Here is a 15954-nt window from a genome sequence, read left to right on the forward strand (position 1 = left end):
AGTCCGAAATGAAAAAAGCGCTTCTGGTGGTCAGTTTTGGCACCAGCTATCCCGACACCTGTGAAAAGAATATCGTCGCCTGCGAGCGCGAGCTGGCGGCCAGCTGCCCGGACCGCGACACCTTTCGCGCCTTCACCTCCGGGATGATTATCCGCAAGCTCAAGCAGCGCGACGGTATCGAGATTGATACGCCGCTGCAGGCGTTGCAGAAGCTGGCCGAGCAGGGCTACCAGGATGTGGCGATTCAGTCGCTGCACATTATCAACGGCGATGAATATGAAAAGATCGTCCGCGAAGTGCAGAGCCTGCGCCCGCTGTTCCTCCGCCTGACGCTGGGGGCGCCGCTGCTGAGCAGCCATAATGATTATGTCCAGCTGATGCAGGCGCTGCGCCAGCAGATGCCGCCGCTTGCCGCCGATGAAACGGTGGTCTTTATGGGCCACGGCGCCAGCCATCACGCTTTCGCCGCCTACGCCTGTCTGGACCATATGATGACGGCGAAGGGGTTTCCGGCGCGGGTCGGCGCGGTCGAGAGCTATCCGGAAGTCGATATTCTTATCGACAGCCTGCGCCGGCAGGGGGTGAAGGGCGTGCACCTGATGCCGCTGATGCTGGTGGCCGGCGATCACGCCATTAACGATATGGCCTCGGACGAAGAGGACTCCTGGAAAACGCTGTTCAACGCCGCCGGTATCACGGCGACGCCGTGGCTGAACGGGCTGGGAGAGAATCCGGCGGTGCGCGCAATGTTCGTCGCTCACCTGCAGCAGGCGCTGAGCCTGGCGATGGAGGAGGCGGCATGAGCGGCAAACTGTATGCCCTGAGTACCGGCCCTGGCGCCGCCGACCTGATCACCGTGCGCGCGGCGCGGGTGCTGGGCAAGCTGGACATTCTCTACGCGCCCGCCGGACGTAAAGGCGGCGACAGCCTCGCGCTCTCCATCGTGCGGGAGTATATCGGCGAACGGACCGAAGTGCGCTGCTGCCATTTCCCGATGAGCGCCGACAGCGCGGAAAAAGAGGCGGTATGGGATGAGGTCGCCGCCGCGCTGGTGCAGGAAGTGGAGGCGGGCAAGCAGGTCGGGTTTATTACCCTCGGCGACGCCATGCTGTTCAGCACCTGGGTGTTCTTACTCCAGCGTATCGGCAGCCCGGAGTGGCTGGAGATTGTTCCCGGCGTCACCTCTTTCGCCGCCATTGCCGCGCGTTCGCAAACGCCGCTGGCCATGGAGCAGCAGTCGCTGGCGGTGATCTCCTGCACCGCGCCGGAAACGGAAATCGAGCAGGCGCTGCGCCAGCATGAAAGCCTGGTGCTGATGAAAGTGTACGGGCGGTTTCCCCGCATCAAAGCGCTGCTGGCGAAAAACGGTCTGCTGGATGCCGCGCTGATGATGTCCGAAGCCACGCTGCCGGGCGAGCAGTGCTGGCGCCATCTCCGTGACGTCAGCGACGACCAGCCGCTGCCCTATTTCTCGACCATTCTGGTCAATAAACAGTGGGAGTATGCAGAATGAAACTTGAACAACAGCTAAAACAGCTGTCTTTCAGCGGGTTAGCCGCGGCGCTATTGCTGATAGTGGTACCCGAAAAGGCTTTCGCGATGCACATTATGGAGGGGTTTTTACCGCCGATGTGGGCCCTGGCATGGTGGCTGCTGTTTTTACCCTGCCTGTGGTACGGGCTGGTGCGCCTGCGCCGCATTGTGCAGGAAGATAACAACCAGAAGGTGCTGCTGGCGCTGTGCGGGGCGTTTATTTTTGTCCTCTCGGCGCTGAAAATTCCTTCCGTGACCGGTAGCTGTTCGCACCCGACCGGCGTCGGCCTGGCGGTGATTCTCTTCGGGCCTGGCGTGGTGGCGATCCTTGGCGCCATCGTGCTGCTGTTCCAGGCGCTGCTGCTGGCGCACGGTGGGCTGACGACGCTCGGCGCGAACGGGATGTCGATGGCGGTCATCGGGCCGGTGGTCGGCTATATGGTGTGGAAAATGGCCTGCCGCGCGGGCATTCGCCGCGATGTCGGGGTGTTTCTCTGCGCGATGCTGGCGGATCTGGTGACCTACTTTGTCACCTCCGTACAGCTCGGCGTGGCCTTCCCGGATCCGACCGCCGGCGCGACCGGATCGATCGTCAAGTTTATGGGGATCTTCTGCCTGACCCAGATCCCGATCGCCATTGCTGAAGGACTGTTAACCGTCATGATCTACGACCAGTTGACCAAACGTCAGCTGATTACCGCACAGGGGCATTAACATGAAAAAGACGCTGATATTGTTAGCCATGGTGGTGGCGCTGGTGATCCTGCCGTTCTTTGTCGATCACGGCGGCGAGTTTGGCGGTTCGGACGGCGAGGCGGAGAGCCAGATTCAGGTGGTCGCGCCGCATTATGAGCCGTGGTTCCAGCCGCTGTACGAACCGGCGAGTGGAGAAATTGAGAGCCTGCTGTTTACGCTCCAGGGCTCCCTCGGCGCGGCGGTGATTTTCTATATTCTGGGCTACAGCAAAGGCAGACAGCGCCGTGATGACCGGGTTTGACCGACTTAGCTATCAGAGCCGCTGGTTTCACGTCGCGCCGGAGCGCAAGTTCCTGTTCTGGCTGCTGCTGATGGTGCTGGCCTTTACCCTGCCTCCGCTGGGGCAGGGTATCGAAATGGCGCTGATTGCCGCCTTAACCTGCTGGCTGCTGCGGGTCTCGCCGTGGCGCTGGTGCCGCTGGATGGCGCTGCCGTTTGGCTTCCTGCTGATCGGCGTGCTGACCATTCTGTTTAGCGTCAGCCGCAATCCGCAGGATCTGCTGGTGAGCCTGCCGCTGGGCAGCGTCTGGCTGGGCATTACATCGGAGGGGCTGACGACCGCCAATCAGACCTTCTGGCGCAGCCTGGCGGCGCTGGCGTCCACCTTCTGGCTGGTGCTGAATCTGCCGTTCCCGCAGCTTATTGTGCTGCTCAAGCGCGGGCGGGTGCCGCGGCTGCTGACCGAGCAAATCCTGCTAACCTGGCGCTTTATTTTTATTCTGTTAGACGAAGCGCTGGCGATTCATCGTGCGCAAACATTACGTTTTGGCTACCGTAGCGTGCCGAAGGGCTATCGTTCGCTGGCGATGCTGGTAGGGCTGCTGTTTACCCGGGTGATGATCCGCTACCAGCAGATGAGCACCACGCTGGATATCAAACTGTATCAGGGTGACTTTCACCTCTAAGGATAAGTATGCTTGCCACGACCGATCTCTGGTTTCGCTATCAGGATGAGCCGGTGCTGAAGGGGCTGACGCTGGATTTTTCCCATCACGCGGTGACCGGACTGGTGGGGGCGAACGGCTGCGGAAAATCCACGCTGTTTATGAACCTGAGCGGTCTGCTGCGCCCGCAGAGCGGGGCGGTGCTGTGGCAGGGAAAACCGCTGGACTACAGCAAGCGCGGCCTGCTGGCGCTGCGTCAGCAGGTGGCGACCGTTTTCCAGGACCCGGACCAGCAGATTTTCTATACCGATATCGACAGCGATATCGCCTTTAGCCTGCGTAACCTGGGGGTTGCGGAAGAGGAAATTGCCCGCCGGGTGGACGATGCCCTGACTCTCGTCGATGCCCAGGGGTTTCGTCACCAGCCGATTCAGTGCCTGAGCCACGGGCAGAAAAAGCGCGTGGCGATAGCCGGCGCGCTGGTGCTGCAGGCGCGCTATTTACTGCTCGACGAGCCTACGGCGGGGCTCGATCCCTCGGGGCGCGCGCAGATGATCGACATCATTAAGCGCATTGCCGATCGGGGCAACCACGTGGCGATCTCCAGCCACGACATCGATCTGATCTATGAAATCAGCGATGCGGTTTACGTGTTACGCCGCGGCGAAGTGCTGGCGCACGGCGAACCCGGGGAGGTGTTTGCCCGCAGCGAACTGATGGCCCAGGCCGGGCTAACCCAGCCGTGGCTGGTGAAACTGCACGCGCAGCTCGGGCTGCCGCTGTGTAAAACCGAAGAAGAATTTTTTACGCGGATGCGAAGCAACGCGATGAAGGAGGCGTCATGACGCTGGCAATTATGTTACAGGGCACCGCTTCCGACGTCGGCAAAAGCGTGCTGGTCGCGGGGCTGTGCCGCATCTTTTATCAGGACGGGCAGCGCACCGCGCCGTTTAAATCGCAGAATATGGCGCTTAATTCCGGTATCACGCCGGATGGCAAAGAGATGGGCCGCGCGCAGATTTTCCAGGCCGAAGCGGCGGGCATTACCCCGGATGTGCGCATGAACCCGGTGCTGCTTAAGCCAACCAGCGACCGCAAAGCGCAGGTGGTGCTGATGGGCAAAGTGGCGACCGATATGGACGCGGTGAGCTATCACGAATACAAGCCGCGCCTGCGCGAACAGATCCTCGCGGTTTATAACAGCCTGGCCGCCGAACATGATGTGCTGGTGCTGGAAGGGGCGGGCAGTCCGGCGGAGATCAACCTGCGCGATCGCGACATCGTCAATATGGGCATGGCCGAGATGGCCCAGTGCCCGGTGATCCTCGTGGCGGATATCGATCGCGGCGGCGTATTCGCCTCCATCTACGGCACGCTCGCGCTGCTGCATGACCGCGAGCGCGCGCGGGTCAAAGGGGTGATTATCAATAAATTTCGCGGCGACGTGGCGCTGCTGTATTCCGGGATCGAGCAGATAGAAGCGCTCACCGGCGTCCCGGTGCTCGGCGTCATGCCGTGGCTGGACGTCGATCTTGAAGATGAGGACGGAGTCGCGCTGCAAAAAGGGAAATATCTGCGTACCGACAGGCGTGATATTGAGATTGCCGTGATTCAGGTGCCGCACATCGCCAATTTTACCGATTTCAACGCGCTGGCGGCGCAGCCGGACGTCCGCGTCCGCTATGTTCGCCAGCCCCAAGAGCTGGCGGGCGTGGATATGATTATCCTGCCGGGCAGTAAAAATACGCTCGGCGACCTGGGCTGGCTGCGCGAGAGCGGCATGGCGCACGCGATACTGCAGGCCCGGCGTCAGGGCGTACCGGTGCTGGGGATCTGCGGCGGCTATCAGATGCTCGGCGAAACCATAATCGATGAGGTGGAGTCGGGGCTTGGCACCCAGCCGGGGCTGGGGTTGCTCAATACCGTCACCCACTTTGCGCACAGCAAAACGACCACCCAGGTAACGGCGACTCTGGCTCCGGCGCTGCCGGCGTGGCTGGCGGCAACGGCGGGGCTGGCGGTAAGCGGCTACGAAATTCATATGGGCGAAACCGAGCTGCGCGACGGCTGCCGTTCGCTGATGCAATTACATAAAGGCGGCCTGAGCGTGGCGGACGGCGCGGTCAGCGATGACGGCCTGGCGTTTGGCACCTATCTGCACGGCCTGTTCGATAGCGATGCATTTACCCGCGCGCTGGTTAACGGCCTGCGCCAGCGTAAAGGGCTGGCGGCGCTGGATAGCGATTTCGAGTATGCGCAGTATAAATCTCGCCAGTTCGATCTGCTGGCGGACGCGATGCGTCAGCATATTGATATCGAAAAAATCTACGCCATCATGCGCCAACATCAGGAGCCCGTATGCTGACTTTAGTGACCGGCGGAGCGCGCAGCGGTAAAAGCCGCCATGCCGAAGCGCTGATCGCCCATGCGCCGCAGGTACTCTATATCGCCACCTCGCAGATCTTTGATGACGAGATGGCGGCGAGGATCCAGCACCACCGCGACGGCAGGCCCGCGCACTGGCGCACCGCCGAGCGCTGGCAGCAGCTTGATGAACTGATCACCCCGGATATCGCCCCGGAGGAGGCGATTTTGCTGGAATGTATCACCACCATGGTAACCAACCTGCTGTTTGCGCTGGGGGGCGACAGCGCGCCGGACGACTGGGATTATGCGGCGATGGAGCGGGCGATCGACGCCGAAATCGCGGTACTGATTGCCGCCTGCCAGCGCTGCCCGGCCCGCGTGGTGCTGGTGACCAACGAAGTGGGGATGGGGATTGTGCCGGAAAACCGTCTGGCCCGCCATTTCCGCGACATCGCCGGGCGCGTTAACCAGCGCCTGGCGGCGGCGGCGGACGAGGTGTGGCTGGTGGTGTCGGGCATTGGCGTAAAAATCAAATAGGCCAGGCGCGCCGTACCGGGCGTTATTCTTCCTGCTGGCTCTGCCATGAGCCAGCCAACAAGACGAGAACCTCTATGCAAAGCTTAACCTCTCTACTGGGCGCGATCCCGGCGCCTGATGAAAGCGCGATGGCGCGCGCCCGGCTTCATATCGACGGCCTGCTGAAGCCGCCCGGAAGCCTTGGACGCCTTGAAGATCTTGCCGTACAGCTGGCGGGCATGCCCGGTCTTGATGGCGTGCCGCAGGTGAAAAAGAAGGCGCTGCTGGTGATGTGCGCCGACCACGGCGTGTGGGACGAAGGAGTCGCCATCTCGCCGAAAGCGGTGACCGCCATCCAGGCGGCGAATATGACGCTGGGCAAAACCGGCGTTTGCGTGCTGGCGGCGCAGGCGGGCGCGAAAATGCACGTGATTGATGTCGGGATCGATGCTGAGCTGATACCGGGCGTTATCAACATGCGCGTGGCGCGCGGCTGCGGCAATATCGCCGTCGGTCCGGCAATGCGCCGCGGCCAGGCGGAAGAGCTGCTGCTGGAGGTGATGCGCTATACCCGAGGGCTGGCGCAGGATGGCGTCACCCTGTTTGGCGTCGGGGAGCTCGGAATGGCCAATACCACCCCGGCGGCGGCGATTGTCAGCGTTCTGACCGGCAGCGATGCCCAGGAGGTGGTCGGGATTGGCGCTAATCTGCCGTTGGCGAAGGTCGCTAATAAAGTGGAAGTGGTGCGCCGGGCTATCGCCGTCAACCGGCCTGACCCGAACGATGGTCTCGACGTGCTGGCGAAAGTGGGCGGTTTTGATTTATTGGGGATGACGGGCGTGATGCTGGGCGCGGCCTCCTGCGGCCTGCCGGTGGTGCTCGATGGCTTCCTCTCCTACGCGGCGGCGCTGGCGGCGTGCCGAATTGCGCCGGAAGTGAAACCCTATCTGATCCCGTCGCACTATTCGGCGGAGAAGGGGGCGCGTACGGCGCTGATGCACCTGGAGCTGGAGCCGTATCTCAACATGGGGATGCGCCTGGGCGAAGGCAGCGGCGCGGCGCTGGCGATGCCGATCGTGGAAGCGGCCTGCGCGATGTATCACGAGATGGGCATGCTGGCGGCGAGCAATATTGTGTTGCCGAAGGGCTGAAAAAGGGCCGGGGAGCGGCGCTTAGCCGTTCCCTGAATCAGGTATAAGATTTTGCGAATCGCAGAAACAAAAAAACACCCTTGAGGGTGTTTATGATGTTGGTTGCGGGGGCCGGATTTGAACCGACGACCTTCGGGTTATGAGCCCGACGAGCTACCAGGCTGCTCCACCCCGCGTCCGTCATTACTCTTCCATCGAGTAACGTTACTTCTCTGATTTTAATTGGTTGCGGGGGCCAGATTTGAACTGACGACCTTCGGGTTATGAGCCCGACGAGCTACCAGGCTGCTCCACCCCGCGTCCGTGGAAGCGCACTATACTCCGCTAACGTTTTGATGCAACCCTTTTTGGCAGAAATCATCAATTTTGTAAAAAATGGTGCATATAGAATCACTTCCAGCCTATTTTTTGCGCAAAACTGCCTTTGCGGTGCCTAAGCGCATTTCATTAGCCCTGGGGGTTTGTTATCTTCATCACGCACCCGGGCTTAGCAGCATAAAGAAGAGATACCATGAAAGGACGTTGGGCAAAATACGCAGTAACAGGCGCGATGCTGGCAATGCTGGCCGCCTGTTCCTCAAAACCGACCGATCGCGGTCAGCAGTATAATGAAGGTAAACTCACCCAGCCGTTTTCATTGGTTAACCAACCTGATGCGGTCGGCTCGCCGATCAACGCCGGCGATTTCTCCGAGCAGGTGAGACAGATTCGTAGCGCCTCTCCGCGCCTCTACACCAGCCAGAGCAACGTCTACAATGCGATTCAGGAGTGGCTGCGTTCCGGCGGCGACACCCGCACGCTGAGCCAGTTTGGAATCGACGCCTGGCAGATGCAGGGGACGGATAACTACGGTAACGTCCAGTTTACCGGCTACTACACGCCGGTGGTGCAGGCGCGCCATACTCGCCAGGGCGAGTTTCAGTACCCGATTTACCGGATGCCGCCGAAGCGCGGCAAGCTGCCGTCCCGCGCCAGCATCTACGCCGGGGCCCTGAGCGACAACTACATTCTGGCCTACAGCAACTCGCTGATGGATAACTTCATCATGGACGTGCAGGGCAGCGGCTACATTGACTTTGGCGACGGCTCGCCGCTGAACTTCTTCAGCTATGCCGGGAAAAACGGCTGGCCGTACTACAGCATCGGTAAAGTGCTGATCGACCGCGGCGAAGTGAAGCGCGAAGATATGTCGATGCAGGCGATCCGCGAATGGGGCGAAAAACACAGCGAGGCGGAAGTCCGCGAGCTGCTGGAGCAGAACCCGTCGTTCGTCTTCTTTAAACCGCAGTCTTTTGCGCCGGTGAAAGGCGCCAGCGCGGTGCCGTTGATCGGCCGGGCATCGGTGGCTTCCGACCGTTCCATTGTTCCTGCCGGCACCACGCTGCTGGCGGAGGTGCCGCTGCTGGATAATAACGGCAAGTTTAACGGCCAGTACGAGCTGCGTTTAATGGTGGCTCTCGATGTTGGCGGGGCGATTAAAGGCCAGCACTTCGATATTTACCAGGGCATTGGCCCGGATGCCGGGCATCGTGCCGGCTGGTATAACCACTACGGCCGCGTATGGGTGCTGAAAAACGCCCCGGGCGCGGGCAACGTCTTTAGCGGCTAGTACGCCGGTTCTTTTCCCCGGTCGCGCTGCGCTTACCGGGGCTACGGCTGATTTTGTCACCCGGGTAAGGCGCTTGCGCCGCGACCCGGGAATGTCCACTAATTCTGAGGTTTTATGTCTGTTGTAATCAGCGATGCCTGGCGCCAGCGTTTTGGCGGCACGGCGCGTTTATATGGTGAAAAGGCGCTGCAATGTTTTGCCGACGCGCACGTCTGCGTGGTCGGCATCGGCGGCGTAGGCTCATGGGCGGCGGAAGCGCTGGCGAGAACCGGAATTGGCGCGATTACCCTGATCGATATGGATGATGTCTGCGTGACCAACACCAATCGCCAGATCCACGCCCTTGGCGGCAACGTTGGCCTGGCTAAAGCCGAGGTGATGGCGGAACGTATTCGCCTGATCAACCCCGAGTGCCGGGTCACGGTGGTGGACGATTTTGTCACCCCGGAAAACGTCGCCGAGTATCTTGGCGTTGGCTTTAGCTACGTGATTGACGCCATCGACAGCGTGCGCCCGAAAGCGGCGCTAATCGCTTACTGTCGTCGCCATAAGGTTCCGCTGGTGACCACCGGCGGCGCGGGCGGGCAAATCGATCCGACGCAAATTCAGGTCGCCGATCTGGCGAAAACCATCCAGGATCCGCTGGCGGCAAAGCTGCGTGAGCGTTTGAAGAGCCAGTTTGGGGTGGTGAAGAACAGCAAAGGTAAGCTCGGCGTGGATTGCGTGTTTTCCACCGAAGCGCTGGTTTATCCGCAGGCGGACGGCAGCGTTTGTGCGATGAAAAGCACCGCTGAGGGGCCGAAGCGAATGGATTGCGCATCCGGCTTTGGCGCCGCGACGATGGTGACCGCGACCTTTGGTTTTGTCGCCGTCTCCCACGCGCTGAAGAAAATGCTGGCGAAGGCGGAGCGGCAGACGGCGTAAATTCCCGGGTCGCGGCGCAGGCGCCTTACCCGGGCTACAAAACTGCGCACCTGTCCGGGCGACAAAACCGCATGAACCCGTAGCCCGGGCAAGGCGCGTCAAGCGCCGCCCCCGGGATAAGCTTAAACCTCAACCTCGCGGGCGGCGGCGAGCACCGCTTCGCTCAGGGCGCTGAGCCCCTGACTGCGCGAGGCGCTCAGCTGGCCGCGCAGCCCCAGCGCATCAAATAGCGCCAGCGGATCCTGCGCCAGCAGCTCAGCGGCGCTTTTGCCTTCTATGGCGGTCAACAGCACCGCCAGCATGCCGCGCACGATGCGGCCTTCGCTATCGCCGAAGAAATGCAGCTTGCCCTCGGCGTCAACGACGTGCCCCAGCCAGACGCGGTTTTCACAACCGGCAATCTCTTTGGCTCGCGCTTTCAGGTCGTCCGGCAGCGCGGGAAGCTGCTTACCCAGTAAAATCAGCTGGCGGTATTTATCTTCCCACTGGCTGAGCGGGGTAAAGGTCTGCCGTAGAGATGCCTCGGTGATGCGGGTACCAAAAGGGTGAGAAGTCGTCATTAATCCACCAGTATTTCCAGAGCGCGGTCCACGGCGTGCACCAGCGCGTAGACATCGTCTTGCGTGTTATAAGGCGCGAAGGAGGCCCGTAGCGTGCCGCTGACGCCAAGCGCCGCCAGCAGCGGCTGGGCGCAGTGCTGACCGGCGCGCAGCGCGATCCCCGACTCCGCCAGCAGCGTCACCATATCGCTATGGTGAACGCCGTCAAAATCAAACGCCAGCAGGCTGGCGTCCTGGCAGCGGAAGGAGCGGAAGCCCGGACGTTTCGCCAGCTCGTCTTCCGCCAGCGTCGCCAGGCCGCGGCTCCAGTTTTCCGCCTGCGCGATGTCCGTCTCCTCCAGCCACTCCAGCGCCGCGCTCAGGCCGATCACCCCGGCGATATTGGGCGTTCCCGCCTCGAAGCGCCAGGGGGCGGGCTGGGTTTTGAAGCCATCGAAGGTGACTTCGGTAATCATTTTTCCGCCGCCGAGCCACGGCGACATCTCCGCCAGCCGTTCGCTTTTGCCATACAGCGCGCCGATGCCGGTCGGCCCGTAGAGCTTATGGCCTGAAAAAGCATAAAAGTCGATATCCAGCGCCCGGACGTCCGCCGGGAAATGCACCGCCCCCTGCGCGCCGTCGACCATCACCACCATCCCGGCAGCGCGGGCCTGGCGTATCGCCAGCGCCAGATCCGGACAGCCGCCGGTGACGTTGGACATCTGGCCAATCGCCAGCACCCGGCTGCGCGGCGTGATAAGCGCGCCAAGCGCCGCCACGTCCGGCAGGCGGTTGCCCGCCAGCGGCAGCTTCACCACCCGCGCGCCGGTTTGCCCGGCGACCATTAACCACGGCACCAGGTTAGCGTGATGCTCTGCTTCGCTGACGATAATCTCATCGCCGGGTTTCAGGCGCGGGCGCACGTAGCTCTGCGCCACCATATTAATGGCTTCGGTGGTGCCGCGCGTCCAGACGATATCCTGGCCGGAAGGGGCGTTGATCAGCGTCGCCACCCGTTCGCGCGCGTTTTCATAGCGTTCGGTTAGCTGACGGGCGGTGGCGAACTGGCTGCGGTGGACGTTACCGGCGCTAAGGCGATAGAACTGGTCGCTGGCCTCAATGACCGCCAGCGGTTTGAGGGTTGTCGCGGCGCTATCAAGATAGACGCCGGCGTCGGCCAGCGCCGGGAACTGGGCGCGAAATTGGACGGGGTTGAATGCGTTCATGAGATTCCTCGTATCGATATCAGGATCGTCGCGCAAATCGGCGGGTGATACAAGGTTTCTGCTAACGACTGGAATTTTCTGAATATGACTTCGGGTGGGTAAAAGATAGTTATGCTGAATAGTGTTGGGTTTGCGTTTTAACCTGGTACAGAACGAATCATAAACATTATAAATAGTCGAAAGGAGAGAAAGATGAAAATGAATAAGACTGCCGCAATTATTTCTGCCTGTGTGCTGACCTTTGGCCTGAGCGCCTGCTCCTCCAACTACGTGATGCATACCAACGATGGGCGCACCATCGTGACCGACGGCAAACCGCAAACGGATAATGATACTGGCATGATTTCGTACAAAGATGCCTGGGGTAACAAGCAGCAGATTAACCGTTCTGACGTAAAACAGCTGGGCGAGCTGGATAAGTGATTTCGGTATAGCAGGCAAAAAAAAGCACCGCGCAGTGCGGTGCTACATTAAATCACTATGGACAGACAGGGTAAATGTACAGGAAGTGAAAAGGGGTAGCTGAGCTACCATGGTCCGCAAACCCGGACCAATTGCAAACACAACAACACAACATCACAACCGTAAGCCAAAAGCTTGTTGGAACACGCATTCCAAAAAAAGCTCTTCGTTCCGGCTCAGGAAGTGCCGCCACTATAGGTATTTGCTGGTAGAAGCTCAACGGACAAATTATAATAGCTCAGATAAAAAAAACTAATAGGTTAACTATTGTTTCCTGTTTGTTAAATTGCCTTAACATCTAAGCCAGAATAACTATGTCCAAGCGTTTGCCACCTCTGAATGCATTACGTGTTTTTGATGCAGCCGCCCGCCATCTTAGCTTCACTCGCGCCGCCGATGAGCTTTTTGTGACGCAGGCCGCAGTCAGCCACCAAATCAAGTCCCTGGAGGATTTCCTCGGCCTCAAGCTGTTCCGTCGACGCAATCGTTCTCTTCTTTTGACGGAGGAGGGGCAGAGCTATTTTCAGGATATCAAAGAGATTTTTTCGCAGCTCACCGAAGCGACCCGCAAGCTTCAGGCCCGAAGCGCAAAAGGGGCCCTAACCGTCAGTATGCTCCCCAGTTTTGCCATTCAGTGGCTGGTGCCAAGGCTCACAAGCTTTAACTCAGCTTATCCGGGAATCGACGTCAGGATCCAGGCCGTGGACCGTCAGGAGGATAAGCTGGCCGACGATGTCGACGTGGCGATTTTTTACGGCCGCGGCAACTGGCCGGGGCTGCGGGTGGAAAAGCTGTACGCCGAATATCTGCTCCCGGTGTGCTCACCGCTGTTGCTCACCGGCGATAAAGCGTTGAAAACGCCTGCCGATCTGGCGCAACATACCCTGTTGCACGATGCTTCCCGCCGCGACTGGCAAACTTATACCCGCCAGTTAGGTCTAAACCATATTAATGTTCAACAGGGACCGATATTTAGCCACAGCGCAATGGTGCTGCAGGCGGCAATCCATGGACAGGGGGTCGCGCTGGCCAACAATGTGATGGCGCAGTCCGAGATTGAGGCGGGCCGTTTGGTCTGCCCGTTTAATGATGTTCTGGTCAGTAAGAATGCGTTTTATCTCGTTTGTCATGACAGTCAGGCAGAACTGGGTAAAATAGCCGCCTTCCGCCAGTGGATTCTGGCAAAAGCGGCTAATGAACAAGAAAAATTTCGCTTTCGTTATGAACAATAAATCATCGTAGGGTAAACACATGACCAGCCGTTTTATGCTGATATTCGCCGCGATAAGCGGTTTTATCTTTGTGGCTTTGGGCGCGTTTGGCGCGCACGTTTTAAGTAAAACGATGGGCGTTGCGGAAATGGGCTGGATCCACACCGGCCTGCAGTATCAGGCATTCCATACGCTGGCTATTTTTGGCCTGGCGGTGGCGATGCAGCGCCGCATCAGCATCTGGTTTTACTGGAGCAGCGTCTTTATGGCGCTCGGTACCGTTCTTTTTAGCGGCAGCCTCTACTGTCTGGCGCTCTCGCATTTACGCCTGTGGGCGTTCGTTACGCCGGTTGGGGGCGTCTGCTTCCTTGCCGGTTGGATATTAATGTTAATTGGTGCAATTCGTCTGAAACGTAAGGGCGTTGTTCATGAATAAAGTTGTCCTCTATTGTCGCCCTGGGTTTGAGAAAGAGTGCGCAGCAGAAATTACCGATAAGGCCTCGCGCCTTGAGGTGTTTGGTTTTGCCCGGGTCAAAGACGACTCCGGCTATGTGATTTTTGAGTGCTACCAGGCCGAAGATGGCGAAAAGCTGGTACGCGAACTGCCGTTCAGCTCGCTGGTGTTTGCCCGCCAGATGTTTGTGGTTGGCGAACTGCTGCGCGACCTGCCGCCGGAAGAGCGGATTTCCCCGATCGTCGGTATGCTGCAGGGCGTGGTGGAGAAGGGCGGCGAGCTGCGCGTTGAAGTGGCCGATACCAACGAAAGCAAAGAGCTGATGAAGTTCTGCCGCAAGTTTACGGTACCGCTGCGCGCGGCGCTGCGCGAAGCGGGCGTGCTGACCAACTATGAAACGCCAAAGCGTCCGGTGGTCCACGTGTTCTTTATCGCCCCCGGCTGCTGCTATACCGGTTACTCGTTGTCTAACAACAACTCGCCGTTCTATATGGGCATTCCGCGCCTCAAGTTCCCGTCCGATGCGCCGAGCCGTTCGACCCTTAAGCTGGAGGAGGCGTTTCACGTCTTTATTCCGGCGGATGAGTGGGACGAGCGTCTGGCGAACGGTATGTACGCGGTGGATCTCGGCGCCTGTCCCGGCGGCTGGACCTATCAGCTGGTGAAACGCAATATGTGGGTCTCCTCGGTGGATAACGGTCCGATGGCGCAAAGCCTGATGGATACCGGCCAGGTGACCTGGCTGCGTGAAGATGGCTTCAAGTATCGCCCGACGCGCAACAACATTTCGTGGATGGTGTGCGATATGGTGGAGAAACCGGCGAAAGTGGCGGCGCTGATGGCCCAGTGGCTGGTGAACGGCTGGTGCCGGGAAACCATCTTTAACCTGAAGCTGCCGATGAAAAAACGCTACGAAGAGCTGTCGCGCAACCTGGCCTATATTCAGGAACAGCTGGACGAGCACGGCATCAACGCGCAAATCCAGGCGCGCCAGCTGTATCACGATCGCGAAGAGGTGACGGTTCACGTTCGTCGCCTGTGGGCTGCCGTCGGCGGACGTCGCGACGAACGCTAGTTTGATCTGTAGGCCGGATAGGGTGTTAAGCCGCTATCCGGCGCTGCAATAGCCGTTACGACTGCGACACGTCCGAAACGATATGCGTCACATCATCCAGATGGCCGATCCGCGCCTCCCCTGAACGATTAAATTTGCTCTTATCAATCAACAATAACGATTGCGACGCTCGCTTAAGCAGCAGCGATTTGAACTCGGCGTTCACCGTATTTGAGTCCCAGAGCGCGCCGTCGCTGTCGATGCCCTCGCAGGAAAAAATGAACAGGTCGATCTCCAGCGCTTTGAGCTGTGAGATAAGCGACGCGCTGACGTAGCAGCCGTATTTTCGCTGGAGCGTACCCCCGGAGCAGGTAAGCTGAATATTCTCTCGCTTGCTGAGCTCCTGGCAAATCGGCTGGCTGTTGGTAAAGACGTGAAGGTTGATATCCGGCAGCTGGCGGGCCAGATACCAGCAGGTGGAACTGGCATCAAGGGCGATAACCATCCCCTCTTCTATCCACGCAAGCGCCTCGCGGGCGATGTCCGCTTTGTGCGCGTAGTGGCTTTTCAGACGGATATGAAAAGGGTCGCCGCTGTCACGGCTTTGCCGGTGAATGACTTTTGCCCGACCGTGGTTACGCAGCACTTTCCCCTGGGACTGGAGCTCGCTGAGATCGCGGCGAATGGTTTCTCTGCTGACGTTAAGCTGTAGCGATAAGGCTTCGGTGGTCAGGCTGTTATGGTTAATGAGCAGGTCTAGTATCGCTTGCTGTCGTGCCGCTTTCATTTTTCTCACCCTGGCGTTCGCTGAGCGCCCGCATCAGACGGGCGCTCCGGCATGAGATTACGGCGTTACTCCTTTTTTTAAAAGAATATTCCCGTACTTAGCGCGCTCACCTGTGATAACGATCGCAAAGGCTTTTTGCGCCCGCTCGTAGAAAGCAAAGCGGTCGATGCGGGCGATCTCCGGGCAGGGCGCGGGGCCGGAAAGCGCCTCGCGATAGCGCGTTTCTACCTGAGGGTCGAGGACGTCGCCTTCCACGGCGGCCATCATCACCAGCGGCGGAGCGTAGCTGTCTAACTCAAACAGCGGAATAATCGCCTGCAGCAGGTCGCTCACCCGCAGGCCGTCGGCGCGAATGACCTGTGGGCCCATGCTGTGGGCCGGGAAGTGGGCATCGGAAAAAATAATCTCATCGCCATGCCCCATTTCCGCCAGCACTTTGAGGAGGTCCGGGGAAATCAACGGGGAAATCGTTTTTAGCATC

General features: G+C 59.6%; 19 protein-coding genes and 2 tRNA genes. 15 read left to right on the forward strand and 6 right to left on the reverse strand.

Translation table 11 applies throughout. The features are described 5' to 3' along the window. The first annotated feature begins 8 nt into the window (after positions 1-8). From ABLV30_RS05970 to cobT, 9 genes are all read left to right on the forward strand, one after another. Complete coding sequence (locus ABLV30_RS05970; RefSeq protein ID WP_032751063.1) at positions 9-803, forward strand: sirohydrochlorin cobaltochelatase; 795 nt, start codon at positions 9-11, stop codon at positions 801-803. After that, complete coding sequence (locus ABLV30_RS05975; protein WP_014839398.1) at positions 800-1513, forward strand: cobalt-factor II C(20)-methyltransferase; 714 nt, start codon at positions 800-802, stop codon at positions 1511-1513. Before ABLV30_RS05970 ends, ABLV30_RS05975 begins: the two co-directional genes overlap by 4 nt. Continuing rightward, entirely contained in the window at positions 1510-2247 is a 738-nt protein-coding gene (gene cbiM / locus ABLV30_RS05980; protein ID WP_004124457.1) for a cobalt ECF transporter S component CbiM, read from the forward strand. Before ABLV30_RS05975 ends, cbiM begins: the two co-directional genes overlap by 4 nt. Position 2248: 1 nt before the next feature. Beyond that, positions 2249-2530, forward strand: a complete 282-nt coding sequence (locus tag ABLV30_RS05985; RefSeq protein WP_004133685.1) for an energy-coupling factor ABC transporter substrate-binding protein — start codon at positions 2249-2251, stop codon at positions 2528-2530. Next, positions 2517-3194 carry an energy-coupling factor ABC transporter transmembrane protein gene (locus ABLV30_RS05990; RefSeq protein WP_014839396.1) on the forward strand — a complete coding sequence of 226 codons (678 nt, stop codon included), beginning with the start codon at positions 2517-2519 and terminating at the stop codon, positions 3192-3194. The genes ABLV30_RS05985 and ABLV30_RS05990 overlap by 14 nt, the downstream gene beginning before the upstream one ends. Positions 3195-3202: 8 nt before the next feature. Beyond that, positions 3203-4018, forward strand: a complete 816-nt coding sequence (locus ABLV30_RS05995) for an energy-coupling factor ABC transporter ATP-binding protein (protein WP_004105088.1) — start codon at positions 3203-3205, stop codon at positions 4016-4018. Then, the gene (locus ABLV30_RS06000) at positions 4015-5538 is read left to right on the forward strand and encodes a cobyric acid synthase (protein WP_224376483.1); all 1524 of its coding nucleotides are present in this window, start codon (positions 4015-4017) and stop codon (positions 5536-5538) included. The genes ABLV30_RS05995 and ABLV30_RS06000 overlap by 4 nt, the downstream gene beginning before the upstream one ends. Then, a complete protein-coding gene (gene cobU / locus ABLV30_RS06005; protein WP_004853703.1) occupies positions 5532-6077 on the forward strand; it encodes a bifunctional adenosylcobinamide kinase/adenosylcobinamide-phosphate guanylyltransferase in 546 nt (181 codons plus the stop codon). The genes ABLV30_RS06000 and cobU overlap by 7 nt, the downstream gene beginning before the upstream one ends. Positions 6078-6151: 74 nt before the next feature. Next, entirely contained in the window at positions 6152-7207 is a 1056-nt protein-coding gene (cobT, locus tag ABLV30_RS06010; protein ID WP_014839394.1) for a nicotinate-nucleotide--dimethylbenzimidazole phosphoribosyltransferase, read from the forward strand. Positions 7208-7306: 99 nt separating this feature from the next. On the opposite strand, the gene ABLV30_RS06015 is transcribed toward cobT, so the two are convergent. Both ABLV30_RS06015 and ABLV30_RS06020 read right to left on the reverse strand, forming a co-directional pair. Next, a tRNA-Met gene (locus tag ABLV30_RS06015) sits at positions 7307-7383 on the reverse strand. A 47-nt stretch (positions 7384-7430) separates the two neighbouring features. Further along, positions 7431-7507: transfer RNA gene (locus ABLV30_RS06020), tRNA-Met, on the reverse strand. Between the two features lie 211 nt (positions 7508-7718). On the opposite strand from ABLV30_RS06020, the gene mltA reads away from it, so the two are divergent. Together mltA and tcdA are read left to right on the forward strand one after the other, a co-directional pair. Next, positions 7719-8816, forward strand: a complete 1098-nt coding sequence (gene mltA, locus ABLV30_RS06025; RefSeq protein ID WP_004124438.1) for a murein transglycosylase A — start codon at positions 7719-7721, stop codon at positions 8814-8816. Between the two features lie 114 nt (positions 8817-8930). Next, complete coding sequence (gene tcdA, locus ABLV30_RS06030) at positions 8931-9740, forward strand: tRNA cyclic N6-threonylcarbamoyladenosine(37) synthase TcdA (protein WP_009651598.1); 810 nt, start codon at positions 8931-8933, stop codon at positions 9738-9740. A 122-nt stretch (positions 9741-9862) separates the two neighbouring features. Here the strand turns inward: tcdA and csdE are convergent, their stop codons facing one another. Together csdE and csdA are read right to left on the reverse strand one after the other, a co-directional pair. Continuing rightward, a complete protein-coding gene (gene csdE, locus ABLV30_RS06035; RefSeq protein WP_014226622.1) occupies positions 9863-10300 on the reverse strand; it encodes a cysteine desulfurase sulfur acceptor subunit CsdE in 438 nt (145 codons plus the stop codon). Then, on the reverse strand, positions 10300-11505 hold the full coding sequence (gene csdA / locus ABLV30_RS06040) for a cysteine desulfurase CsdA (protein ID WP_064358542.1): 1206 nt from the start codon (positions 11503-11505) through the stop codon (positions 10300-10302). The genes csdE and csdA overlap by 1 nt, the downstream gene beginning before the upstream one ends. 198 nt (positions 11506-11703) lie before the next feature. Here csdA and ABLV30_RS06045 point away from each other — a divergent pair, with 198 nt between their 5' ends. The 4 genes from ABLV30_RS06045 to rlmM all read left to right on the forward strand — a co-directional run bounded on the left by ABLV30_RS06045 (position 11704) and on the right by rlmM (position 14707). Then, the gene (locus ABLV30_RS06045; protein WP_014226620.1) at positions 11704-11928 is read left to right on the forward strand and encodes a YgdI/YgdR family lipoprotein; all 225 of its coding nucleotides are present in this window, start codon (positions 11704-11706) and stop codon (positions 11926-11928) included. A 353-nt stretch (positions 11929-12281) separates the two neighbouring features. Continuing rightward, positions 12282-13199: a glycine cleavage system transcriptional regulator GcvA gene (gcvA, locus tag ABLV30_RS06050; protein WP_004114967.1), complete on the forward strand. Its 918-nt coding sequence runs from the start codon at positions 12282-12284 to the stop codon at positions 13197-13199. A 19-nt stretch (positions 13200-13218) separates the two neighbouring features. Continuing rightward, positions 13219-13614, forward strand: coding sequence for a DUF423 domain-containing protein (locus ABLV30_RS06055; RefSeq protein WP_004853688.1), 396 nt, complete (start codon positions 13219-13221; stop codon positions 13612-13614). Beyond that, the gene (rlmM, locus tag ABLV30_RS06060) at positions 13607-14707 is read left to right on the forward strand and encodes a 23S rRNA (cytidine(2498)-2'-O)-methyltransferase RlmM (RefSeq protein ID WP_265800378.1); all 1101 of its coding nucleotides are present in this window, start codon (positions 13607-13609) and stop codon (positions 14705-14707) included. The genes ABLV30_RS06055 and rlmM overlap by 8 nt, the downstream gene beginning before the upstream one ends. Before the next feature lie 55 nt (positions 14708-14762). Here rlmM and fucR read toward each other — a convergent pair whose 3' ends face one another. Further along, the gene (fucR, locus tag ABLV30_RS06065) at positions 14763-15473 is read right to left on the reverse strand and encodes an L-fucose operon activator (RefSeq protein ID WP_025108018.1); all 711 of its coding nucleotides are present in this window, start codon (positions 15471-15473) and stop codon (positions 14763-14765) included. Between the two features lie 57 nt (positions 15474-15530). Further along, a complete protein-coding gene (gene fucU / locus ABLV30_RS06070) occupies positions 15531-15953 on the reverse strand; it encodes an L-fucose mutarotase (protein WP_014839391.1) in 423 nt (140 codons plus the stop codon). Position 15954 lies beyond the last annotated feature (1 nt).

It is taken from the genome of Klebsiella sp. CN_Kp113, assembly GCF_040064585.1.
Taxonomy (GTDB): Bacteria; Pseudomonadota; Gammaproteobacteria; order Enterobacterales; family Enterobacteriaceae; genus Klebsiella; species Klebsiella michiganensis.

Coding starts and splice junctions, on each gene's coding strand:
- ABLV30_RS05970 (WP_032751063.1), top strand. CDS start 9: ATGAAAAAAGCGCTTCTGGTGGTCAGTTTTGGCACCAGCTATCCCGAC.
- ABLV30_RS05975 (WP_014839398.1), top strand. CDS start 800: ATGAGCGGCAAACTGTATGCCCTGAGTACCGGCCCTGGCGCCGCCGAC.
- cbiM (WP_004124457.1), top strand. CDS start 1,510: ATGAAACTTGAACAACAGCTAAAACAGCTGTCTTTCAGCGGGTTAGCC.
- ABLV30_RS05985 (WP_004133685.1), top strand. CDS start 2,249: ATGAAAAAGACGCTGATATTGTTAGCCATGGTGGTGGCGCTGGTGATC.
- ABLV30_RS05990 (WP_014839396.1), top strand. CDS start 2,517: ATGACCGGGTTTGACCGACTTAGCTATCAGAGCCGCTGGTTTCACGTC.
- ABLV30_RS05995 (WP_004105088.1), top strand. CDS start 3,203: ATGCTTGCCACGACCGATCTCTGGTTTCGCTATCAGGATGAGCCGGTG.
- ABLV30_RS06000 (WP_224376483.1), top strand. CDS start 4,015: ATGACGCTGGCAATTATGTTACAGGGCACCGCTTCCGACGTCGGCAAA.
- cobU (WP_004853703.1), top strand. CDS start 5,532: ATGCTGACTTTAGTGACCGGCGGAGCGCGCAGCGGTAAAAGCCGCCAT.
- cobT (WP_014839394.1), top strand. CDS start 6,152: ATGCAAAGCTTAACCTCTCTACTGGGCGCGATCCCGGCGCCTGATGAA.
- mltA (WP_004124438.1), top strand. CDS start 7,719: ATGAAAGGACGTTGGGCAAAATACGCAGTAACAGGCGCGATGCTGGCA.
- tcdA (WP_009651598.1), top strand. CDS start 8,931: ATGTCTGTTGTAATCAGCGATGCCTGGCGCCAGCGTTTTGGCGGCACG.
- csdE (WP_014226622.1), bottom strand. CDS start 10,300: ATGACGACTTCTCACCCTTTTGGTACCCGCATCACCGAGGCATCTCTA.
- csdA (WP_064358542.1), bottom strand. CDS start 11,505: ATGAACGCATTCAACCCCGTCCAATTTCGCGCCCAGTTCCCGGCGCTG.
- ABLV30_RS06045 (WP_014226620.1), top strand. CDS start 11,704: ATGAATAAGACTGCCGCAATTATTTCTGCCTGTGTGCTGACCTTTGGC.
- gcvA (WP_004114967.1), top strand. CDS start 12,282: ATGTCCAAGCGTTTGCCACCTCTGAATGCATTACGTGTTTTTGATGCA.
- ABLV30_RS06055 (WP_004853688.1), top strand. CDS start 13,219: ATGACCAGCCGTTTTATGCTGATATTCGCCGCGATAAGCGGTTTTATC.
- rlmM (WP_265800378.1), top strand. CDS start 13,607: ATGAATAAAGTTGTCCTCTATTGTCGCCCTGGGTTTGAGAAAGAGTGC.
- fucR (WP_025108018.1), bottom strand. CDS start 15,473: ATGAAAGCGGCACGACAGCAAGCGATACTAGACCTGCTCATTAACCAT.
- fucU (WP_014839391.1), bottom strand. CDS start 15,953: ATGCTAAAAACGATTTCCCCGTTGATTTCCCCGGACCTCCTCAAAGTG.